General features: G+C 62.1%; 19 protein-coding genes and 2 pseudogenes. 10 read left to right on the forward strand and 11 right to left on the reverse strand.

What is annotated here, in order from left to right:
- Nucleotides 1–9: 9 nt before the first annotated feature.
- Nucleotides 10–939, reverse strand: coding sequence for a Flp pilus assembly protein CpaB (gene cpaB, locus DK870_RS02680; protein WP_161547821.1), 930 nt, complete (start codon nt 937–939; stop codon nt 10–12).
- A gap of 333 nt (nt 940–1272) precedes the next feature.
- Between cpaB and DK870_RS02685 the strand changes: the two genes are divergently transcribed.
- Genes DK870_RS02685 through DK870_RS02695 form a run of 3 tightly spaced genes read left to right on the forward strand, consistent with a single transcriptional unit; the run spans nt 1273 to nt 2152 of the window.
- The gene (locus DK870_RS02685; protein WP_060755721.1) at nt 1273–1461 is read left to right on the forward strand and encodes a Flp family type IVb pilin; all 189 of its coding nucleotides are present in this window, start codon (nt 1273–1275) and stop codon (nt 1459–1461) included.
- 36 nt (nt 1462–1497) lie between these two features.
- Nucleotides 1498–1686: a Flp family type IVb pilin gene (locus DK870_RS02690; protein WP_161547822.1), complete on the forward strand. Its 189-nt coding sequence runs from the start codon at nt 1498–1500 to the stop codon at nt 1684–1686.
- Between the two features lie 58 nt (nt 1687–1744).
- Nucleotides 1745–2152: a response regulator gene (locus DK870_RS02695; RefSeq protein WP_060755723.1), complete on the forward strand. Its 408-nt coding sequence runs from the start codon at nt 1745–1747 to the stop codon at nt 2150–2152.
- A 133-nt stretch (nt 2153–2285) separates the two neighbouring features.
- On the opposite strand, the pseudogene DK870_RS02700 reads toward DK870_RS02695, so the two are convergent.
- From DK870_RS02700 to DK870_RS02715, 4 genes and pseudogenes are all read right to left on the reverse strand, one after another.
- Nucleotides 2286–3968 (reverse strand): annotated as a pseudogene (locus tag DK870_RS02700) (ShlB/FhaC/HecB family hemolysin secretion/activation protein).
- A gap of 185 nt (nt 3969–4153) precedes the next feature.
- Nucleotides 4154–5902 (reverse strand): collagen-like triple helix repeat-containing protein, encoded by a 1749-nt coding sequence (locus tag DK870_RS02705; RefSeq protein WP_256679793.1) that lies wholly within the window; start codon nt 5900–5902, stop codon nt 4154–4156.
- A gap of 303 nt (nt 5903–6205) precedes the next feature.
- A complete protein-coding gene (locus tag DK870_RS02710; RefSeq protein WP_161547823.1) occupies nt 6206–7054 on the reverse strand; it encodes a MaoC/PaaZ C-terminal domain-containing protein in 849 nt (282 codons plus the stop codon).
- Between the two features lie 2 nt (nt 7055–7056).
- A complete protein-coding gene (locus DK870_RS02715; protein WP_161547824.1) occupies nt 7057–8400 on the reverse strand; it encodes a 3-oxoacyl-ACP reductase in 1344 nt (447 codons plus the stop codon).
- Between the two features lie 114 nt (nt 8401–8514).
- On the opposite strand from DK870_RS02715, the gene DK870_RS02720 reads away from it, so the two are divergent.
- Nucleotides 8515–9792, forward strand: coding sequence for an acetyl-CoA C-acetyltransferase (locus tag DK870_RS02720; RefSeq protein WP_060755727.1), 1278 nt, complete (start codon nt 8515–8517; stop codon nt 9790–9792).
- Nucleotides 9793–9916: 124 nt separating this feature from the next.
- Nucleotides 9917–10816, forward strand: coding sequence for a PA4780 family RIO1-like protein kinase (locus DK870_RS02725; protein WP_060755728.1), 900 nt, complete (start codon nt 9917–9919; stop codon nt 10814–10816).
- A gap of 142 nt (nt 10817–10958) precedes the next feature.
- On the opposite strand, the gene cueR is transcribed toward DK870_RS02725, so the two are convergent.
- From cueR to DK870_RS02740, 3 genes are all read right to left on the reverse strand, one after another.
- The gene (cueR, locus tag DK870_RS02730) at nt 10959–11360 is read right to left on the reverse strand and encodes a Cu(I)-responsive transcriptional regulator (protein WP_060755729.1); all 402 of its coding nucleotides are present in this window, start codon (nt 11358–11360) and stop codon (nt 10959–10961) included.
- Nucleotides 11357–13558: a cation-translocating P-type ATPase gene (locus DK870_RS02735; RefSeq protein ID WP_060755730.1), complete on the reverse strand. Its 2202-nt coding sequence runs from the start codon at nt 13556–13558 to the stop codon at nt 11357–11359. The genes cueR and DK870_RS02735 overlap by 4 nt, the downstream gene beginning before the upstream one ends.
- A gap of 67 nt (nt 13559–13625) precedes the next feature.
- The gene (locus tag DK870_RS02740) at nt 13626–14006 is read right to left on the reverse strand and encodes a hypothetical protein (RefSeq protein ID WP_161547825.1); all 381 of its coding nucleotides are present in this window, start codon (nt 14004–14006) and stop codon (nt 13626–13628) included.
- Nucleotides 14007–14295: 289 nt separating this feature from the next.
- Between DK870_RS02740 and DK870_RS02745 the strand changes: the two genes are divergently transcribed.
- Together DK870_RS02745 and DK870_RS02750 are read left to right on the forward strand one after the other, a co-directional pair.
- Nucleotides 14296–14493 (forward strand): heavy-metal-associated domain-containing protein, encoded by a 198-nt coding sequence (locus DK870_RS02745; RefSeq protein WP_060755732.1) that lies wholly within the window; start codon nt 14296–14298, stop codon nt 14491–14493.
- An 87-nt stretch (nt 14494–14580) separates the two neighbouring features.
- A complete protein-coding gene (locus tag DK870_RS02750) occupies nt 14581–15774 on the forward strand; it encodes a multidrug effflux MFS transporter (protein ID WP_090366998.1) in 1194 nt (397 codons plus the stop codon).
- 7 nt (nt 15775–15781) lie between these two features.
- Here DK870_RS02750 and DK870_RS29285 read toward each other — a convergent pair whose 3' ends face one another.
- The 3 genes from DK870_RS29285 to DK870_RS02760 form a co-directional block, all read right to left on the reverse strand.
- Nucleotides 15782–15955, reverse strand: coding sequence for a hypothetical protein (locus tag DK870_RS29285; protein WP_162843517.1), 174 nt, complete (start codon nt 15953–15955; stop codon nt 15782–15784).
- 145 nt (nt 15956–16100) lie between these two features.
- Complete coding sequence (locus tag DK870_RS02755; protein ID WP_161547826.1) at nt 16101–17114, reverse strand: zinc-binding alcohol dehydrogenase family protein; 1014 nt, start codon at nt 17112–17114, stop codon at nt 16101–16103.
- Nucleotides 17115–17138: 24 nt separating this feature from the next.
- A complete protein-coding gene (locus DK870_RS02760; RefSeq protein WP_060755735.1) occupies nt 17139–17432 on the reverse strand; it encodes a putative quinol monooxygenase in 294 nt (97 codons plus the stop codon).
- A gap of 116 nt (nt 17433–17548) precedes the next feature.
- On the opposite strand from DK870_RS02760, the gene DK870_RS02765 reads away from it, so the two are divergent.
- From DK870_RS02765 to DK870_RS02775, 3 genes and pseudogenes are all read left to right on the forward strand, one after another.
- A complete protein-coding gene (locus DK870_RS02765; protein WP_161547827.1) occupies nt 17549–18478 on the forward strand; it encodes a LysR family transcriptional regulator in 930 nt (309 codons plus the stop codon).
- A gap of 134 nt (nt 18479–18612) precedes the next feature.
- Complete coding sequence (locus tag DK870_RS02770) at nt 18613–19308, forward strand: helix-turn-helix transcriptional regulator (RefSeq protein WP_161547828.1); 696 nt, start codon at nt 18613–18615, stop codon at nt 19306–19308.
- 109 nt (nt 19309–19417) lie between these two features.
- Nucleotides 19418–20789: pseudogene (locus tag DK870_RS02775) on the forward strand (MFS transporter).
- Nucleotides 20790–20838: the final 49 nt, after the last annotated feature.

A 20838-nucleotide genomic window follows, 5' to 3' on the forward strand; every position in this document is an offset into this window, starting at 1 on the left:
CATCCTTGTTCAGTCAGGCGTTTGTTGGGTGGCTTGATTGCCGCGGATCACCTCGATACCGGTGCGACGTGGGCTGCCCTGGACGAGTTTTTTCGGCGCTTGGGCGAAGGCCAGTTGCGTGAACTGATAGAGGTCGCGGTTGGCGCTTTGCACCTTGCCCGGCACATCGCTTTCGCCGGCCCAGTATTGGCCCAGTAAACGTTCGTCGGCACTGCGTACTGCCAGGCGTAAAGTGCCGGCTTGGGTGGCGAGCATCAGGCGGCTCAGCAGGGCCTCGGGCACCGCCAGCACCACGGTGCGTGGCGGGCCGCGACGCTGGGCTCGTTCCTCGGCGGTGAGCGCAGGCGGGGAGGCTGGGGTGCCATCATTGCTCAAGCCCATTTGATCGCCGACGCTGAGCAAACGCATGGCGGGCACCACCACCTGGGCCGATTGTTCGAGGTTGGCGGCGTCCTGGCGCAGGTACAGCAATACGTCCACATAATCACCGGGGCTCAGTTGGCCGGCCGCGCCAATCACTTCATCCACGGCTACGGCCAGTGCGCGTTCGTCGGGGCGAATCATTCGCGCCAGCGGGCCACCTGGGGTGAAACTGTCTTCATTCAACCAGGTGCCTGCCCGCAGGGCTCGCCAAGGCGTGCGGCCGATGGCCTGGTCGACGCTGCTCATGCTGCCGGCCGGTACGGTACGCAGTTTTTCCACCGCGAGATCGGCGGCGCTCAGGGGCACAAAGGGTGGGACGTCGCGGGCCAGTACCACCACCGGTTGGCGGGTCTGGTCTTCCACCACGGTAACGGCTTTTTCGACAGGTGCTGCCTGGGGGACCGGGGGAGGCGGTGCCGGTACAGGCGCCCGGCTCAGGACCAATCCCCAATAACCGGCAAACAGCGCACCGAGCAGAAGCACCCCGGCCAACACCATGCTCAGACGCGTGTTCATGACGGCGCTCCCTTTGCTGTTGCACGACACACCCGTCTCTCCGAGCGGGCTAATTTCGCAACGCGGCTGCTATGAACCTGTGACTAACTATTTCGCTATTTGAAGGTAGTTCAGCTAGGACAAAATGCCATTACTGACAGCAAGTTTTCTTGTGCGAAGGGCGGGATGACGTTGAAAACCACGGAATTAAGGCGTCAATAAAGTAACCCCCTACTTTGTGATTAATCAGTTCTTACAGTTGTGAGGCTGGGGTTTGTTGACAATGCTCAGATGGCACATCGCAATTACTGTGCGGCGTGCTGATAAGGCGCCCAGCGCCTGAGGAGAAGTACGATGATCCTTGAGTTGTTGGTAAAACTTCATATTCAACTTCAGTTGCTTTTTCAGCGCAAAGACGGCGCTACGGCGATTGAGTACCTGATTCTGGTAGCCATCGTGGCCCTGGTGATCCTGGCTGCCGGGACAACCCTGGGACCTAAAATCACGACCTTCTTCGGTAAAATCAACACTGCCCTGACCTGAGTTCCAGACCGTATCCTGCGACTGAGGAGAAGTGCTATGGTCCTTGATCTGTTGATGAAAGTGCGTAACCAGCTACTATTGCTGTTGTATCGCAAAGACGGCGCTACGGCGATTGAATACCTCATTCTCGTGGCTATCGTGGCGCTGGTCGTACTGGCGGCGGGGGCGACCCTGGGGCCGCAGATCACGACGTTCATTGCTAAAATCACGACCGCTATAACCTGAGCTTCAGACAGCATCGGTGAGTACACACGTCATTGTTTGGCAACGCTAGGTAGTACCCATGAATGCTGCAACTGCACCTTTTCGCCAACAAATCCTGTTGGTGGACGACGAAGAAGATGCCCTCGTAGAACTGGCCGAGTCGCTGGAGAACGAGGGCTTCGTTTGCTTTACCGCCACCTCCGTCACCCTCGCCTTGCAGGAGTTGACCCTGAACCCGGACATCGCCCTGGTCATCACCGACCTGAGCATGCCCGAGGAAAGTGGTATCTCACTGATCAAGCGCCTGCGCGAACACACTGAGCGCCAGCACTTGCCGGTGATCGTGATGTCGGGGCATGCTCAGATGGATGATGTCAGCGATATGCTGCGTTTGCAGGTGCTGGATCTGTTTCGCAAGCCCATCTACCTGGTGCGCTTGATCGATACCCTCAACAACCTCTTCCCCCTGATCAAACACCCCTTGTAGTGAGCGGGCTCGCCCCGCGCTGGGCTGCGCAGCAGCCCCAACAAGGACGCCACGGTGTTTCAGAAAACCGGAGTTGGCCGGCTTTGGGGCGGCTTCGCCACCCAGCGCGGGGCAAGCCCGCTCACTACAATCATCAGAGCTGATAGCTGAAGCTCAGCGTATACCGCGGCCGCCGGTTGAGGCTGTCGAGGGCGATATCCGACATGGGTTTGGAGGCTTCCAGCGCGATGTTGTAGTACTTGTTATCGCCAAAACGCAGGCCCACGGCCGCCGATGACATGTCGTTGCCCTTGACCGGCAGGGTGTTGAACCAGGTCTTGGCACGATCGAGCACAACGTAGGGTTGCAGCACCTTCACCCAGTCACCGGCGCGGTTGAAGCTGTAGTTGACCTCGTACGCCACGCCCCAACCCTTGTCACCGGAAGCCTGGTCGTCAGGGTAGCCACGGCCGAAGTTCTGCCCGCCGAAGGTGGCGCGTTCGCTGTCGGGCAGGGTGGCATCGCTCCAGTAGAACGCGCCCGACAGTACCCCTTGTCAGTTATCGAAGAACTTGTCGCTCTGCACGCCGGAGAGGCGCAGGCGGAAGAAGTCGAGGTCAGGCGTGGTACTGGTCAGATCACTGTGGGTCCTGGCGCCCAGGCCGTTGATACCCTGATACAGACCGGCGCTGAGGATGCGCAATTGCCGGGCGTCGGCCTTGCGCCAGTCACCTTCGAACGCCAGCGCGCGCAGGTTGGTTTCGATATCGAAGCGGTTGGGGTAGCCCACCAGTTGATAGCGTGTGGTTTGGTCCACCGCATACAGGCGCGCGCCCAGGGTCAAGGATTCGGTGGGCGAGGCGATCAGTGGGTGGCTGAGGCCGATGGTGTAGCGATCGATCGACTGGTGCGGCTTGAGTTCGAAGCCGCCGTCCAGCTGGATATTGCTTTTGGGGTCGGCGCGATAACGTTCGGCCCCCAGCACAAGCTGGCTGCCTTCGGCATTGATGAACTGGCTGTAGCCCACGCGGTAATAGTGCTTTTTGTCGTCGCCGGGCGGGAACAGGCCGCTGACGTTGAGCTGTTCGCCCATGGATGTCTGGGCATTGCTGGTGGCGGTGAGCAACGCTTGGGTGCCGCTGCGGTTGTCTTCCACCAGGCTCATGCTGGTGGTGAAGGGTTTGCGGCTGGCCTGGATCACCATGTGCGCGGCGCCATCGGTGGTCCCAGGCGGCGGTACTTGCGCTTGCAGCGTCACGCCGGGGATACGCCCCATGAGCGTGGTATAGCGCTCGAACGTCTTGCGTGTAAGTGGGCGTTCGGCGAGGAGTTTGTTCGCCAGTTTATCGACATAGGCCGACACCGAACCGATGTCGCTGCTTTGTTGGTAGTCCTTGATGTAACCCTCCACCAGCACCACGCGTACCAGGCCGTTTTCAAAGTTCTGTTGCGGCAGGAAGGCGTAGGACAGCAGGTAACCGTCCTCTTGATAACGACGGGTGATGCTGCGGGTGGCTTCGATCAATTGCGCCAGGTTGGTCTCATGACCGATCAACGCCGAGTAGGCTTTGGCGGTCTCGCCGAGCGGGTAGATCGTGCCGCCCTCGATCTGCAGCTTGCGGATGGTGATTTTGGTGTCCATCAACAGAGGCTGGCCCTGGGAAGCGGGGGCCTCCGGCACCTGGGTCTTGGGCGTGACCGGTCGGTAGGCGTCGGCGGGCAGGTTAGGCACCGGCAGGTTGCGGATGGTGTCGTTGCTGTTGAGAAAGTTGGGCAGGCTCTCGGCTTGGGCGTAAGCACTGAGGGAAAGGACTAACAACGGTGTGAACACGCGCATAGGACACTCCATGGTCAACTGCAGCAGCGTCTCGGGCCCGCCGGGTTCTGGGACTCGGTTCGGGAGGACCAGGCGTTGTTCGACAAGGCCGGCCCATAAAAAAGACGAGAGACTTACTCAGGGTCTCTCGTCTCAACCAAGCGTAGGCGCTGGAGGGGAGGCCGTCTAATCGGCCAGGTGCAATTCTAATTAGGGCCTGTCAGGCCGTTCAGCAAGCCTCCCAGGCCACCCGTTGTCCCGGTGCTGGCACTGCCGTTGACCGAGGTGTTGGTCGTGGTGCTGGCGCCGACGTTCAAGCCACCGAGCAGGCCGCCACCCGTGCTGCCGGTTCCGCCGGTGACCAAGCCACCCACTGAGCCTACGGTGTTGCCGAGCGACGTTACCGTCGTGCCTACGGCGTTGGTGACCGGGTTGGCGTTGGCGGTGGTCAGGTTGGTGCCCAGGCTGCTGACAGCGCCGCCGACCTGGGTGACCAGACCGTTGACCGGAGCGCCGATGCCGGTGGTGGTGCCGACGTTTTGCGTCAGGCTGGTGACGCCGTTGGTGACCGGGGCCAGCGCTGTGCCGACGTTGGTCGCCAAGCCTGCGACTGGCGTCGTGGGGGCGGTATTGGCGACGCCGGTGCCGCCGATGACAGTGCCCAGCGAGGCCACGGTATTGCCCAGTGCCCCACCGGTGACACCCGCAGTACCGACTGTGCCGTTAGTACTGCCGGCCGTCAGGCCGTTACCTACGTTGGCGACTACACCGCCGACCAGTTCCGGCAAGCCGGGAGCAGCGGCACCGCCGGCGGGCGCAACATAGCCACCCGACTGGTTGAGCACGCCACCGACGCTGGCCAGCGCGCCGCCGGCCGCCGTGGTGACAGGGTTGCCTGCGCCGCCGGCACCGGCGACTTGGCCGCCTACGCCAGTAACGGTCGAGCCGACTTGATTCAGCAGGCCGTTGAGCGGAGTGCCCAGGCCGGTAGCTCTACCGAGGTTGCCAGTAGTGTTTTCCACCAGGGAAACCACCGGTACCAGTGCACTCCTGCTCAGGGTGTTGGTTGCGCTGCCCAGTGGTCCGGTGGTGCTGGCGGTACTCAGGGTATCGCCGAGCATGGTCACGGCTTGGCCAACGTTACTCACCAGCCCCCCCGCTGCGGTGCCGACGCCGCCGGTCAACCCGCCGACGACTGGCACGCCACCCAACGTGGTGCCCAGGGTGCTGCCGGTGTTCGACACGCCGGTGCCGAGGTTGGCCACGCCAGTACCGATGCCGGCGACGGTGGTGCCCAGCGCATTGCTGTTGGTGCCCAGGGTACCCAGGCCATTGGTCACGCCGCTGCCGATGCTGGTGACGGCATTGCCGGTCGCGGTGACGAGGCCACCGGCCGTAACACCGACGACGGGGACGCCGTTGAGTGTCGAGCCAAGATCGCCGACGGCAGCACCGACGTTACCGACGGTAGTGCCCAGCGTGCCTGCGATCTGGCCTGTGACCAGCGGGGTGGTTGTCGAACCGGTGCCGCCAGTGCCACCGCCGGTGCCGCCAGTACCGCCGCCGGTGCCGCCAGTGCCGCCGCCAGTACCAGCAGTGCCACCGCCGATGCCGCCAGTACCGCCGCCGGTGCCGCCAGTGCCACCGCCGGTGCCGTCAGTGCCACCGCCGGTGCCGTCAGTGCCGCCGCCAGTGCCAGCAGTGCCACCGCCGGTGCCGTCAGTGCCGCCGCCAGTGCCAGCAGTGCCACCGCCGGTACCGCCAGTGCCGCTTCCAGTCCCACTACCGCCACCTGTGCCTCCACTACCACTTCCCGCACCCGCATCCGGGGAAGACGCCGCCACACTGCTGTGATGGCCGCCGCCACCGCTGCTGCAGCCGCCAAGGCTCATCGCCATGACCAGGGCCAGCGCGGTACTTGCTTTCCATAGCACTACTTGAGTTTGAGTTTTCATGATTGAGTTCCCTTGCACCTGTACAACCTTGGTTGTTTCAAACGTCGACTATTTCTAGGGATAGGCATACGTTTGTCCGTGGGTTAATCACAGACCTGAGTGCTCTTTCTCGCAATGCTCAACTTGGTATTAACGATTTATATAGGCGCGGCGTTAGTTGGCTTAATGACTAATACCAAGTATGTAAAATAGAGGGCTTTTGGATGGGGTTCTTTCATGAAGAACAATGAGTTAAGTAAAAAAAAAGCGGACGCCGAAGCGTCCGCTATAACTTAGGGTTTATATACAATTAATTCCTGTGGTTCACGCAATAGGTCGCCACTTGCTGAGCATATGTTGAATGTCGCCGGCCCCCTTGAGTTGCAACTCGCCACTGGAACCCGCAGCCGTGGTGAGTAATACAACTTCACTGGGCAGGCGCACCGGCTTTTTGAATTCGACGTCTATCTCGACATTGGCGGCGGGCAAATGCTCGTGCAATGCGGCCAGTGTCCGGGCGGTATTCCACAGCCCATGGGCGATAGCCTGGGGGAACCCGAAGAGCCTGGCCGTCAATGCGCTCAGGTGGATCGGGTTGTAATCGCCCGATACCCGAGCGTATCGGCGGCCAATATCGGCGGGCGCCTTCCAGCGGGCCAGTTCGCTGACGTTATCGGTTACCGACAAATGCTCTTCCTGGGCGTCGCCTTCGAGTTTCACTGCGCGGCAGAGCATACGGCTATCCGCCTCCCACAACAGTCCCAGTGAATCCTCGACCGTGGTCACAATATCAAAGGTCGCCCCCTTGGCATGGGGCCGCAGGTTGTGCGCGTACACGCTGATCAGCACATTGCTCACGCCTCCCAGCGGACGATGGATACGGATCCGATTGCTCAGGTGAATCAGCCCCAGCAAAGGAAAGGGAAACTGTTTGTCGGTGAGTAATTGCATCTGCAAGCCAAACGCCAGGATATGCGGATAAGTCCCTGGCAGGACCGAACTGTCAGCGAACCCGCAGACCTGGCGATAGGCGGCCACCTCCGTGGGGTTCAGGCGAATGTGACAGCGCAGTCCTGCATCGGGCAGGGTGTCGCCGGTGATCTTGCGCTTGAGCGCGGCCCGCCAGTACAGCGGCGGCAGAGGCGGGGTGCGGTCGAGTGTCTGCCATTCCATGTTCAGGCTCCCAGCAGGCTTTGCCCACACACGCGCAAGGCTTGGCCGCTGACCGCACCAGAGCCCGGTTGGCCAAGCCAGGCCACGGCCTCAGCCACGTCTTGGGGCAGGCCGCCCTGGCCCAACGAACTCATGCGCCGCCCGGCTTCACGCAGGGCGAAGGGAATATGCGCGGTCATCTGGGTTTCGATAAACCCGGGTGCCACTGCGTTGATGCTGATCCCGCGTTCCTTCAGCAACGGCGCCCACGCCTGCGCCAACCCGATCAAGCCGGCCTTGCTCGCGGCATAGTTGGTTTGCCCACGGTTGCCGGCAATGCCACTGATGGAGGCCAGCAGCACCACGCGGGCGTTGTCATGCAGGGTGCCGCTGTCGAGCAACGCCTTGGTCAGCACCTGGGGTGCATTGAGATTGACCGCCAGTACCGCGTCCCAATATTCCGGGGTCATGTTCGCCAGGGTTTTGTCGCGAGTGATACCGGCATTGTGCACCAGGATATCGAGGCCATCCGGCAGTTGTTCGATCAGCCGCGTGGCGGCGTCTTCTGCGCAGATATCCAGCACGAGGGTACGTGCCCCTAGGCGGGCGGCGAGGGCTTCGAGATCCGACTTGGCCTGGGGCACGTCGAGCAGGATCACCTCTGCACCGTCGCGGGCGAGGGTTTCAGCAATGGACGCGCCAATACCTCGGGCGGCACCGGTCACCAGGGCCTTGCGCCCGGCGAGAGGGCGAGTCCAATCCTCGACCGCAGTGACGCAGGCTTGCAGGCGAATGACCTGGCCGGAGATATAGGCGCTTTTAGGCGAGAGGAAAAACCGCAGTGCGCCTTCCAACTGCTCCTCGGCACCGTCGCCGACATACAGCAACTGCGCCACGCCGCCGTTGCGCAGTTCCTTGGCCAACGAGCGGCTGAAACCCTCCAGGGCCCGTTGTGCGCTGGCGGCGAACGGGTCGCTGAGGCTCTCCGGCGCACGGCCGAGAATCACCAGGTGCGCGCTGTTATCCAGGTTTTTCAACAAGGGCTGGAAGAACTCACGCAACTGCTTGAGCTGGTCGGTGTATTGCAGGTCACTGGCATCGAACACCACCGCCTTGAGCTTGGGACCGTGGCCCGGAATCCACGTCGACGTTGTGGTGCCGTAGCTGTAGATGGCATCGGTGAGTTTGTGGGCGAAGGCCTGCACCTGGTTCGCCAGCGCGCCGCCGCCGAGCAGCAGGGCGCCTTCGACCGGGCGCAGGCGTCCGGCCTGCCAGCGTTCCAGGCGTACCGGTGACGGCAGGCCAATGGCGGCGACCAGGCGATGGCCGAGGCTTGAGTTGGCGAAGTCGATATAACGGTCAGACATGGAACGCTCTCCGAGTGCTGGGGTTCAAACGGTGGACCATCAATGGGTAACGGTCGTTCGATTGAGCCTAGGCTAGGCTTGATGATTCCACCCACCACCATCAGGGAGCTTTCCATGACTCAATTGCGCCGTGTAGCGATCATTGGCGGTAACCGCATTCCCTTCGCCCGCTCCAACGGCCCCTATGCCACAGCGAGCAACCAGGCCATGCTGACCGCTGCCCTGGAGGGCCTGATCGAACGCTACAACCTGCACGGCCTGCGGATCGGTGAGGTGGCGGCCGGAGCGGTGCTCAAACATTCCCGCGACTTCAACCTCACCCGCGAATGTGTGCTGGGCTCACGCCTGTCGCCGCAAACCCCGGCGTACGATATTCAACAGGCTTGCGGCACGGGGCTTGAGGCGGCATTGCTGGTGGCCAACAAGATCGCCCTGGGCCAGATCGAATGCGGGATTGCCGGTGGGGTGGATACCACTTCCGACGCGCCGATCGGCGTGAATGAAGGGCTGCGCAAGATTCTGCTGCAGGCCAACCGCAGCAAATCCATGGCAGATAAATTAAAACTGCTGTTACAACTTCGCCCTCATCACCTCAAGCCCGAGCTGCCGCGCAACGGTGAACCGCGCACGGGTTTGTCCATGGGCCAGCACTGTGAGCTGATGGCGCAAACCTGGCAGATTCCGCGTGCCGAGCAAGACCAGCTGGCACTTGAAAGCCACCAGAAAATGGCCGCGTCCTACGCTGAAGGCTGGCACAACGATCTGCTGACACCCTTTTTGGGCCTGACCCGCGACAACAACCTGCGCGCCGACCTGACCCTGGAAAAACTCGCCAGCCTCAAGCCGGTATTCGAGCGCAGCGACAAGGGCACGCTGACCGCCGGTAATTCCACGCCGCTCACCGACGGTGCGTCATTGGTATTGCTGGGCAGTGAAGCCTGGGCCAAGGAGCGTGGCTTGCCGATTTTGGCGTACTTGCGCGATGGCGAGGCGGCGGCGGTGGATTTCGTCAACGGCGCCGAAGGCTTGTTGATGGCGCCCGTGTATGCGGTGCCGCGTTTGCTGGCAAGGAATGGCCTGACGCTGCAGGACTTCGATTACTACGAAATCCACGAAGCCTTTGCTGCCCAGGTGTTGTGCACGCTCAAAGCCTGGGAAGATGCGGATTACTGCAAAACACGCCTGGGGCTGGATGCGCCGTTGGGTGCCATTGACCGCAGCCGGCTCAACGTCAAGGGCAGTTCGCTGGCCGCCGGGCACCCGTTCGCCGCCACAGGCGGGCGTATCGTCGCCAACCTGGCCAAACTGTTGGATGCGGCGGGCAAGGGGCGCGGCCTGATTTCCATCTGTGCAGCCGGTGGGCAGGGGGTTACCGCGATCATTGAGCGTTGAAACTGGCATATTGGATGCATTCTTAAGTGATCAACGGTCGGTAGCCCCTCCCACCGGCGAGCCGATTGCCGTATAACGAGTGCCACACGCGTGTTTGGTAATACAGGACCCACAATAAAAGCTGATGAAGACTCCTAAACGCATTGAACCCCTGATCGAAGACGGTCTGGTCGACGAAGTGCTGCGCCCACTCATGAGTGGTAAAGAAGCAGCTGTTTATGTGGTGCGCTGCGGTAACGAATTACGTTGCGCCAAGGTTTACAAGGAGGCGAATAAACGAAGTTTTCGTCAGGCGTCCGAATACCAGGAGGGCCGCAAGGTCCGCAACAGCCGGCAAGCCCGCGCCATGGCCAAGGGTTCCAAGTTCGGCCGTAAAGAAACCGAAGATGCCTGGCAGAACGCCGAAGTGGCGGCGTTGTTCCGCCTGGCCGGTGCCGGTGTTCGCGTGCCTAAACCCTACGACTTCCTTGAAGGCGTGCTGTTGATGGAGCTGGTGGCCGACGAGTACGGCGATGCGGCGCCGCGTCTGAATGACGTGGTGCTGGAGCCGGACCAGGCGCGCGAGTACCACGCCTTCCTGATCTCCCAGATCGTGCTGATGCTGTGTACCGGCCTGGTGCACGGTGACTTGTCCGAGTTCAACGTGCTGCTCACCCCGACCGGCCCGGTGATCATCGACCTGCCCCAGGCGGTGGATGCGGCGGGCAACAACCACGCGTTCAGCATGCTGGAGCGGGACGTGGGCAACATGGCGTCCTACTTCGGGCGCTTTGCCCCGGAGTTGAAAAAGACCAAGTACGCCAAGGAAATGTGGGCGTTGTACGAAGCCGGTACGCTGCACCCGGCCAGCGTCTTGACCGGCGAGTTCGACGAACCGGAAGAGCAGGCGGATGTGGGTGGCGTGATGCGCGAAATCGAAGCGGCACGGCGGGATGAAGAACGTCGCCAGGCAATTCGTGCGGCGGATGATGCGCCACCCGGCAAAGCGTCTGACGAACCCCCGCCACCGCCCTGGATGCAGTGATCTTGCAAGAAATGAAGATCTGAAAAATGTGGGAGGGGGCTTGCTCCCGATAGCGGTGGATCAGTCAACTTATCTGTAGCTGACCCACTGCAATCGGGAGCAAGCCCCCTCCCACATTTTGATGTGTGGAGTCAGTCATGCATCAGGTACAGCAACTGCCTGAGGCCAATTCCTTGAGGATCGGGCAGTCCGGCCGATGATCGCCCTGGCAATGTTCCACCAGGTCCTGCAGCGTATCGCGCAGTTGTCCCAGCTCCAGAATCTTCTGGTTCAGCTCATCGATATGCTGGCGCGCCAAGGCTTTCACATCAGCACTGGCCCGTTGCCGGTCCTGCCACAGGGTCAGCAGCTTGCCGACCTCTTCCAATGAAAACCCCAGATCCCGCGAGCGCTTGATAAACGCCAGCGTGTGCAGGTCGTCGGGGCCATATACACGGTAGCCGCTGTCGGTGCGGTGCGCGGCTTTGAGCAGGCCGATGGATTCGTAGTAGCGAATCATCTTTGCGCTCAGCCCGCTTTGGCGAGCGGCTTGGCCGATGTTCATGGGCGTTGATCCTCCAGGTCCTTGGGTTTCCACGTCTTCAACAGTAACGCATTGCTCACCACGCTGACGCTGGACAAGGCCATCGCCGCGCCCGCCAGTACCGGGTTAAGCAGGCCGAAAGCCGCGAGGGGAATGCCAATCAGGTTATACACAAAGGCCCAGAACAGGTTCTGGCGGATTTTTGCGTAGGTCTTGCGGCTGATGTCCAGTGCCGCGGGCACCAGGCGCGGATCGCCACGCATCAGGGTGATGCCGGCGGCGTGCATGGCCACGTCGGTGCCGCCGCCCATGGCGATGCCGATATCGGCCGCGGCCAGGGCTGGAGCATCGTTGATACCGTCGCCAACCATGGCCACCACCCCAGTTCTTTTCAGCTCGGCGACCGTGGCGGCTTTGTCCGCCGGCAGCACTTCGGCGTGCACATCTTCGATGCCCAGCGCTTGCGCAACCACCCGGGCGCTGCCGCGATTATCGCCGGTCAGCAAGTGGCTGCTGATGTGTTGCGTCTTGAGCCGCTCCACCGCTTCCAGCGCGCCGGGCTTGAGTGTGTCGCCGAACGCGAACAGCCCGAGCACACGGGGTTGGGAGCCTTGCTCGATCAGCCAGGATAAGGTGCGGCCTTCGGCCTCCCAGGCCTTGGCGGATGCGGCCAAGTCACCCGCGTTCAAACCGGCCTCTTCCAGCAGACGGCGATTGCCCAGGGCCAGTTGCCGACCGTCGAGCGTGCCGGCGATACCGCGACCGGTCAGGGCTTGGCTGGCACTCACATCCGCCACGTTCAGCCCCTGCTCGTGGCAGGCGTCCAGCACGGCCTTGGCCAGGGGGTGTTCGCTGCCGCGTTGCAAGGCGCCGGCCTGTTGCAGCAACAAGGCTTGATTGCCATCCACCGCCGCCATATGGGCAATTTTCGGAGCACCGGAAGTGAGGGTGCCGGTCTTGTCGAACACCACGGCGCTGACTTCATGCGCACGTTCCAGGGCTTCGGCGTCCTTGATCAAGATGCCATGACGCGCGGCCACGCCGGTACCGGCCATGATCGCCGTCGGTGTCGCCAGGCCCAGGGCGCAGGGGCAGGCGATCACCAGGACGGCGACGGCATTGATGATTGCCGTCTCCAGGGATGCGCCGTACCACCACCAGCCCACCAGCGTGATCAACGCCAGCACCAGCACGGCGGGCACGAATACTTGGCTGACTTTATCCACCAGTTTCTGGATCGGCGCCTTGGCCGCCTGGGCCTCTTCCACCAGGCGGATGATTCGCGCCAGCACACTTTCTGCGCCCAGGGCCTGGGTACGCACCAGCAAGCGGCCTTCACCGTTGATGGCGCCGCCGGTGACTTTGTCGCCTGGCTGTTTCGGCACCGGCAGGCTTTCGCCGCTGATCAGCGCTTCGTCGGCATGGCTCTGGCCGTCCACCACTTCGCCGTCCACCGGGAAACGTTCGCCGGGCTTGACCAGCACCAGGTCGTCGAGCTTCAACGCGTTGATCGCCACCTCTTCTTCACGGCCATCGAGCACCCGCACCGCACGTTCCGGACGCAAGGCTTCGAGGGCGCGGATGGCGCTGGCGGTCTGGCGTTTGGCGCGGCTTTCGAGGTATTTGCCGAGCAGTACCAGGGCGATCACTACCGCCGAGGCTTCGAAGTACAGGTGCGGCATGCCGCCTGCCGGGGTGGTGAGCCATTCATAGATACTCAAGCCGTAACCGGCGCTGGTGCCGATGGCCACCAGCAGGTCCATATTCCCGGCGCCGGCGCGTACGGCTTTCCAGGCGGCGATATAAAAGCGTGCACCAAAGATGAACTGCACCGGCGTGGCCAGCGCGAACTGCATCCAGGCGGGCAACATCCAGTGCAGGCCGAAGGGCTCCACCAGCATGGGCAACACCAACGGCAGCGCCAATAGAATTGCCAGCAGCAACGACCAGCGCTCGCGATGCAGGCGCTGGGCCTGGTTGGCGTCCGTAGCGGTTTCACTCTGGGGCAGGCTGGCGCTGTAGCCGGCTTTGTCGACGGCAGCGATCAACACGCCGGGGTCCAGCTGCCCCAGGACTTCGACATGCGCACGTTCATTGGCCAGGTTGACGCTGACGCTTTTCACCCCCGGCACCTTGCTCAGGGCGCGTTCGACGCGGCCGGCACAGCTGGCACAGGTCATGCCGCTGATGGGCAGGTCAAAGGCGGTGGATCCATTCATGGGGCAGTCCTCCAGAAGAAGTTGCCCCTAGGATCAACCTTGACCTGTGGGGAAGGTCAAGGGCCGATCAGTATTCCAGTGCGGCGGGTTTCAGGTACATGCCTTCCGGGCCCTGAGCGATACGCAACTTGCGTACATCCCCGGCCTTCAGCGTGATGTTCTGCGCCGGCGGCGCCAGCAGGCCCGGCAGGCAACCCGGAGCCTGGCCCGGCAGCAGTTTCAGGCGTAATGACAGGTTGCCCGCCGGCAGGTTGAAGGAATTGGCCTGCTCCTGGAACAGTCGGCCTGCCAGTTGGTCATTCAGGTACAGGCCGATTTCACAATTGGTCGGCACTTCCAGGCGCTCCCGGGAAATGATCAACACCGCATAGTCTTCAGCAGCCAAGGCTTGTGGCGCAGCGACAGATAAGCCCATCAGCCCGGCAAGGGCAAAAAACAACCAGCGCATGGCGAATGCTCCGTGGTTTGAATCAACGATAGGTGAAGCTTGGCCTTTGAAGCCGCCGAATACCAGCCCGGCAGAAATTTTCAGAACTTGACCTTGCCATCGTGGCAAGCCCAAGACTCCCTCAAACCTTGTAGTGAGCGGGCTTGCCCCGCGCTGGGTGGCGAAGCCGCCCCAACAAGGCCGCCGCCGTGTTCCAGGAAAACTGCGGCGCCTGGTTATAGGGCGGCTTCGCCCCCCAGCGCGGGGCAAGCCCGCTCACTACTCCCTACCTCGTTCAAGGAGAAATATCATGCAAGTATTCAGTGTTGAAGGAATGACCTGCGGCCATTGCGTCCGGGCCGTGACCCAGGCGGTGCAAAGCCAGGACCCGGCGGCGAGTGTGAAGGTCGACCTGGCGGCCAAGGAAGTCGGGGTTGAAAGCCGTCTGTCTGCCGAGCAGGTGATCAGCCTGATCAGTGAGGAAGGCTACAGCGCCAGGCTCGCTTGAATTTTCTGATAGTTAGCGAGCTAACTTAATGTTCATGACACCCAAGCGCGGCTAGACTGTCGAGCTGCCGACTCACTTGGGTGTCTGATGAACCTCCGCATAATCCTGATTCTGGGCGCCTTGAGCGCCTTTGCGCCGTTGGCGATCGATTTCTACTTGCCCGGCTTTCCGGCCATGGCCACGGCCTTCGCGACCGACGAGAAGCATATCCAGTTGACCCTGGCGGTGTATTTCGGCGGCTTGGCCATCGGCCAATTGATCTACGGCCCGCTGGCGGACCGGTTTGGCCGACGCGGCCCACTGCTCAGCGGTGTGACCTTGTTCACCCTGGCCTCATTCGCGTGCGCCTATGCGCCGTCGCTGGAGTGGCTGATCGGTGCGCGTTTCGTCCAAGCCCTCGGCGGATGTGCGGGCATGGTGATTTCCCGTGCGGTGGTCAGCGACAAATGTGATGCCGTGGGCTCGGCCAAGGTGTATTCGCAACTGATGCTGGTGACCGGCCTGGCACCCATCCTCGCGCCGTTGGCGGGCGGGGTGATGGTCGGCCTGTGGGGCTGGCAGTCGATCTTTTTGGCGCTATCGATGTTCAGCGTGATGGCGGCCCTGGCTGTCGCGGTCGGCTTGCCGGAAACCTTTCCGGCCGACAAGCCGCGCCAGCCGCTCTCCGGCTCGCTGCGCCGCTACGGTGCGCTGCTGTCGGATCGGGTCTACCTCGGCTACGCCCTCACCGGGGGGATCTCGATTGCCGGGATGTTTGCCTACATCGCCGGTTCACCGTTCGTGTTCATCAAGCTCTATGGCGTGGCCCCGGAGCATTACGGCTGGCTGTTCGGTTCCAATGCCGCAGGTTTCATTCTGGTGGCGCAACTCAATGCACGGCTGCTGTCCAAGCGCGGCCCGGCGTTTCTGCTGTCGCGCACGGTGTGGGTGTACGTGCTGGCGGCGTTGACTTTGCTCGGTATCGCCGCGTTGCGCACCGAAGCGTTGTGGCCATTGCTGGTGCCGCTGTTCATTTGCATCGCAAGCCTGGGCTGCATTTTGCCCAACACCTCGGCCTGTGCCATGGCCGGGCAGGGGGCACGGGCCGGCAGTGCGTCGGCGTTGCTCGGTTGCATTCAGTTTGGTGTGGCGGCAGGGGCTGCTTCGTTGGTCGGCGTGTTGCACGACGGCACGGCCATGCCGATGGCAATGGTCATCAGCTTGTGCGGTGTCTTGGCGGTGACGGTGGCGGTGTCGACCCAGCGCCTGCAACGGGCCAGGGCCATGCAGGCGCAGGTCTGACGCGCGATCAGCCGGCGGCGTAGTGCTGCTGGCTGAGGGGAATGTGGTGGGGCGCCTGGATTCGGGCTTTCAGGGTGTCGGCAAAAGCTCGGGCTTCGGCCTCACTGCGAAAGGTAATGGCTTTTTGGTCCAGGCGTACTTCCCATTGGGATTTTGCTAACGCTTTTATCAGGATCTTCATTGCTGACTTCCTCACGTAAAAGAATCGTGGCAAAGGCGGCCAATATAAACCCGAATGCGCGCGTAAATATGACAAAGATCAACTCTCGGACTAATGGTGTCGTCCATTACCCACATGAATAATGGACGCCTCCGACCGCTGTTATTCAGAACCCTTCAAGCACGATCTTGCCCTTGGCCTTGCCGCTTTCCAGCAGGGCGTGGGCGCGTCGCAGGTTCGCTGCGTTGATCACGCCGAAGTGCTCGCCGACCGTGGTTTTCAAGGTGCCGGCGTCGATCAGTTGAGCGACGCGATTGAGCAGGTTGTGCTGTTCGATCATGTCAGGGGTCTCGAACATCGAGCGGGTGTACATGAACTCCCAATGCAGCGACAGGCTCTTGCGCTTGAGCTTGCTCACGTCCAGCGCCTTGGGGTCGTCGATCAGCGCCAGCTTGCCTTGAGGTAGCAGGGCCTCGACCAGTTGGTCCAGGTGAAGGTCGGTCTGGGTCAGGCTGGCAACGTGGGTCACCTGCGGGTGGCCGGCGGCTTTCAAGGCTTCGCTCAGTGGTTGACTGTGGTCGACCACCAGATCGGCGCCCAGCGCCTTGGCCCATTCTTGAGTCTCGGGGCGCGAGGCCGTGCCGATGACTTTCAGCGCAGTGAGCTGGCTGGCCAACTGGGTCAGGATCGAACCTACGCCACCGGCCGCGCCAACGATCAGCAAGCTCTGGCCTTGGTCTTCCTGACCTTCACGGATTTGCAGGCGCTCGAACAGCAGCTCCCAGGCGGTGATGGCGGTCAGCGGCAGCGCGGCGGCTTCGGCGAAACCCAGGCTCTTGGGCATATGCCCGACGATGCGCTCATCCACCGTGTGCAGCTCACTGTTGCCACCCGGGCGCACCAGCGAACCGGCGTAGAACACTTTGTCGCCGGCCTTGAACAGCGTCACGTCGCTGCCGACCGCCTTGACCACACCGGCCACATCCCAGCCCAGCACCTTGGCGGCGCCATTTTCCGGGGCGACGTTGTGGCGCACCTTGGTGTCCACCGGGTTGACCGAGATGGCTTTGACTTCTACCAGCAAGTTGCGTGGGCCGGCGACGGGCTCCGGCAGTTCGATGTCTTGCAGGGATTGGGGATCGTTGATCGGCAGTGAGGCGTAGTAGGCAATGGCTTTCATGGGGGCTCCGGAAAAGGGCGGTAATCAGGCGAGAAATTTCAGGCGCTTGAGTTCGAAGTGTTCGAGGACATCCGCGGCTTTGGCGCGGAAACTCTGGATATGTGCACTCTGGTCGTGGTCGGCCAGCGCCGCATCGTCGCTCCAGCGTTCGAGCATGTAGAAAGTTTCGGGGTGTTGCAGGTCCTGGTGCAGGTCGTACTGCTCGCAACCGGCTTCGAGGCGGGTCGGTTCCAGCAGGCCGCGCAGCAGGGTTTCCAGCGTGGCCTGTTGGCCGGGTTTGGCAACCAGCGTGGCGATGACATTAAAGGCAGCAGACATACTCAACTCCTGGCACGTGATAAGCGGTGGATAGATGATTGGCTATTTCCCGTGAAGGAAAAAGCGGCTAAAACAGCAGGCTGTATCAATAAATTTTTGATAATGAGCGAGAACACATGCTGCGCTTCGATGATTTGCAGCTGTTTGTGCGCGCGGCGGACCTGGGCAGCCTGTCTGCCGCGGCGAGGGTCATGGACCTGTCGCCCGCGGTGGCCAGCGCTGCGCTCAAGCGCATCGAACAGCAACTGGGCACGCGCTTGTTGGCGCGCTCGACGCGCAGCCTGCGGTTGACTGCCGAAGGTGAAGGTTTCCTGGAATACGCCCGTGCCGCATTGAGTTCGCTGGACGAAGGACGGCGCTTATTGGCCAGTGGCCAGGACCATGTCAGCGGCGTGTTGCAATTGTCGGCGCCCTCGGACTTCGGGCGTAACCAGCTGTTGCCATGGCTGGATGAGTTCCAGCGTGAATACCCGCAACTGGCGGTGCGCCTGTTGCTGGGCGATCGCATTGCCGACCTGTTCCGCCAGCCTGTCGATATTGCCTTGCGCTACGGCGAGCCCGAGGACTCGAGCCTGATTGCACTGCCCATCGCCCCGGACAATGTTCGCGTGCTGTGTGCCGCCCCCAGCTACCTCGCCCGGCATGGCGAGCCCCGGCACCTGGAGCAACTGGCCCAGCATAATTGCCTGCTCTATATGCTCGGCAGCCGAGTCCACGATCGCTGGAGTTTTCACGACGGCCGGCGTGAAGTGAGCCTGACGGTGGCCGGCGACCGTTTCAGTGACGATGCCGACGTCGTTCGTCGCTGGGCTGTCGCGGGTGTCGGCATTGCCTACAAGTCCTGGTTGGATGTGAGCACGGATGTGCTGGCCGGGCGTTTGCGGGTGATCCTGCCTGAGCTGCGGGGGGAGCGCACACCGCTCAACCTGCTATGTGCCCACCGTGCGCAATTGAGCAAGCCGATCAACTTGCTGCGGGAAATGCTGGTATCCCGTTGTGCGACATTGACTGCGCATTGGTCGGAGCGCTTGAACCCTGGGCAATAGCTTCCACCACAGCAGGAAATTTCACTCAGACCCTGTCCCTATCTGCAGCGTCAGACCCGGCGGTGCGTGCGGGGTGCGCACCTATACTTTGGCGCCAACCGCAGCAGATAAATGATTCAACAGGGAGTGAATACGTGGAAGAAGCACCTTGCATCAGTCAGATCGCCAGCTTGCTTGCCGAGCCTAAACGTACGGCCATGCTCTGGGCCTTGATGGACGGTTCCGTGAAATCTTCAGAGGAGTTGGCAGTGCTCACCGGGTTGTCCGCCGCGTCGGCCAACGCCCATTTGGCTCGGCTGACCGCAAGCGGCCTGCTGCTCACCGAGGCCCGACGCGGCAAGCGCCTGTTTCGTGTGGCGGCCGCCGATGTGAGTGCCGCCATCGACGCGCTGGCCAGTACCACCATGGCCAGCGCCGCCCGTAGCCGCCCCGCTGTTTCGCCACCGGCGTTGGTGGCGCCGCCGCTGTTGCGCCGTGCCCGGTTGTGCCATGGGCACCTCGGTGGGGAGTTGGCGGCGGGGTTGTATCAGCGCATGTTGGCGGCGGGTTGGATTGAGCGTCACGAACAACGTATCGAGGTCACGGTCAAGGGCGCGCAATGCCTGGCAGACCTGGGTATTTTTACTCAGGCGCTGGCGTCGCCGCTGGTCTGCGACTGTTTCGACTGGAGCCAGCCACAACCCCACTTGGGTGGCGCATTGGGCGTGGGGCTGCTGCAACTGTTCCTGCAGTCGAACTGGATCAGTGTGATCAACGAGTTTCGGGCCTTGTTGGTGAACGACGTCGGGCTTGCACACATCCAGTTGATCGCGGCGCCTGAGCAACCCTGATGCCCGTCGGCCGGCGTCGTTCAGGGTTTCGACCAGGTCGCATCCAGCAATAACCCGCGCCAATGATGCCGCACACTGACCGAGGGGATTTTCACACTGGGGGTGCGGCATGGGTTTACAGGGCTATAGCGCGGCGGAGCGTCTGGAACGGTTGCCCATCAGCGGCTACCACCGAATCATCTTCATCATTATCGCCCTGGCGTTTTTCTTCGACTCCATGGACTTGGCGATGATGACCTTCCTGTTAGGTTCCATCAAAACCGAGTTTGGCCTGAGCACGGCCCAGGCCGGGTTACTGGCCAGTTCGAGCTTTTTCGGCATGGTGGTCGGCGCCTCGTTGTCGGGCATGTTGGCTGATCGCTTTGGCCGTAAGCCGGTGTTCCAGTGGAGCATCGTGTTATGGGGCATTGCCAGCTACCTGTGTTCCACGGCGCAGACGCTGGAGATGCTGACGTTGTTTCGCATCTTGCTGGGGATCGGCATGGGCATGGAATTCCCGATTGCCCAGTCGATGCTGTCGGAGCTGATTCCGGCCAAGGGGCGTGGTCGGTACATTGCGTTGATGGATGGCTTCTGGCCGCTGGGGTTTGTGGCGGCGGGTGTGCTGTCTTACTTCCTGCTGCCGGTGATTGGCTGGCGTGACATCTTCCTGGTGCTGGCGGTGCCGGCGGTGTTTGTACTGGCGATTCGGTTTTTTATCCCGGAGTCGCCGCGCTGGCTGGAGCAGGCCGGGCGGCATGCGGCTGCCGACCAGGTCTTGCAGGGTATCGAACAGAAGGTGCGTGCTTCATTGGGCCGCGTCGATTTGCCGGAGCCGATCCGCCTGCCACGGGTGGAAGGCACGCCGGGGACGTTTTTTTCGGCATTCCAGCAATTGTGGTCGGCGCAGTATCGCCAGCGCACGATGATGATCTGGTGCGTCTGGTTCTTTGCCTTGCTCGGCTTTTACGGCCTGACTTCGTGGCTGAGTGCATTGCTGCAGCAGTCAGGTTTTGCGGTGACCCAGTCGGTGTATTACACCGTGATCATTTCCCTGGGCGGCATCCCCGGGTTCCTGATGGCCGCCTGGTTGGTGGAGCGCTGGGGGGCGTAAGCCGGTGTGCGTGGTGACCTTGCTCGGCGGCGGGGTGATGGCGTTTGTGTATGGGCAGAGCGCGGTATTCGGTGGCAATGTCGGTTTGCTGATCACCTCGGGTTTATTGATGCAGTTCTTTCTGTTTGGCATGTGGGCGGTGCTGTACACCTACACGCCGGAGTTGTATCCCACCTCGGCACGGGCGACCGGCTCGGGGTTCGCTTCGGCGATTGGTCGGGTCGGCTCATTGCTGGGGCCGTTGGTGACGGGGTTGGTGTTCCCGGTTACCGGGCAGGGCGGGGTGTTTGCCTTGGGCGCGCTGTGCTTTGCAGTGGCGGCGCTGGTGGTGTGGGTATTCGGGATGGAGACGAAGGGCAAGACTCTGGAAGAGCTGACGCAAGCCTGAAGTTGATGAGCGCAGTGTGAGAGGGGGCCAGCCCCCTCTCACCTGTCGA

The sequence above is a fragment of the Pseudomonas sp. Q1 genome, assembly GCF_009935975.1.
In the GTDB taxonomy this organism is placed as follows: Bacteria; Pseudomonadota; Gammaproteobacteria; order Pseudomonadales; family Pseudomonadaceae; genus Aquipseudomonas; species Aquipseudomonas palleroniana.

Bases quoted from the DNA above. Each gene is read 5' to 3' on its own strand.
- cpaB (WP_161547821.1), bottom strand. From the start codon at position 939: ATGAACACGCGTCTGAGCATGGTGTTGGCCGGGGTGCTTCTGCTCGGT.
- DK870_RS02685 (WP_060755721.1), top strand. From the start codon at position 1,273: ATGATCCTTGAGTTGTTGGTAAAACTTCATATTCAACTTCAGTTGCTT.
- DK870_RS02690 (WP_161547822.1), top strand. From the start codon at position 1,498: ATGGTCCTTGATCTGTTGATGAAAGTGCGTAACCAGCTACTATTGCTG.
- DK870_RS02695 (WP_060755723.1), top strand. From the start codon at position 1,745: ATGAATGCTGCAACTGCACCTTTTCGCCAACAAATCCTGTTGGTGGAC.
- DK870_RS02705 (WP_256679793.1), bottom strand. From the start codon at position 5,902: ATGAAAACTCAAACTCAAGTAGTGCTATGGAAAGCAAGTACCGCGCTG.
- DK870_RS02710 (WP_161547823.1), bottom strand. From the start codon at position 7,054: ATGGAATGGCAGACACTCGACCGCACCCCGCCTCTGCCGCCGCTGTAC.
- DK870_RS02715 (WP_161547824.1), bottom strand. From the start codon at position 8,400: ATGTCTGACCGTTATATCGACTTCGCCAACTCAAGCCTCGGCCATCGC.
- DK870_RS02720 (WP_060755727.1), top strand. From the start codon at position 8,515: ATGACTCAATTGCGCCGTGTAGCGATCATTGGCGGTAACCGCATTCCC.
- DK870_RS02725 (WP_060755728.1), top strand. From the start codon at position 9,917: ATGAAGACTCCTAAACGCATTGAACCCCTGATCGAAGACGGTCTGGTC.
- cueR (WP_060755729.1), bottom strand. From the start codon at position 11,360: ATGAACATCGGCCAAGCCGCTCGCCAAAGCGGGCTGAGCGCAAAGATG.
- DK870_RS02735 (WP_060755730.1), bottom strand. From the start codon at position 13,558: ATGAATGGATCCACCGCCTTTGACCTGCCCATCAGCGGCATGACCTGT.
- DK870_RS02740 (WP_161547825.1), bottom strand. From the start codon at position 14,006: ATGCGCTGGTTGTTTTTTGCCCTTGCCGGGCTGATGGGCTTATCTGTC.
- DK870_RS02745 (WP_060755732.1), top strand. From the start codon at position 14,296: ATGCAAGTATTCAGTGTTGAAGGAATGACCTGCGGCCATTGCGTCCGG.
- DK870_RS02750 (WP_090366998.1), top strand. From the start codon at position 14,581: ATGAACCTCCGCATAATCCTGATTCTGGGCGCCTTGAGCGCCTTTGCG.
- DK870_RS29285 (WP_162843517.1), bottom strand. From the start codon at position 15,955: ATGAAGATCCTGATAAAAGCGTTAGCAAAATCCCAATGGGAAGTACGC.
- DK870_RS02755 (WP_161547826.1), bottom strand. From the start codon at position 17,114: ATGAAAGCCATTGCCTACTACGCCTCACTGCCGATCAACGATCCCCAA.
- DK870_RS02760 (WP_060755735.1), bottom strand. From the start codon at position 17,432: ATGTCTGCTGCCTTTAATGTCATCGCCACGCTGGTTGCCAAACCCGGC.
- DK870_RS02765 (WP_161547827.1), top strand. From the start codon at position 17,549: ATGCTGCGCTTCGATGATTTGCAGCTGTTTGTGCGCGCGGCGGACCTG.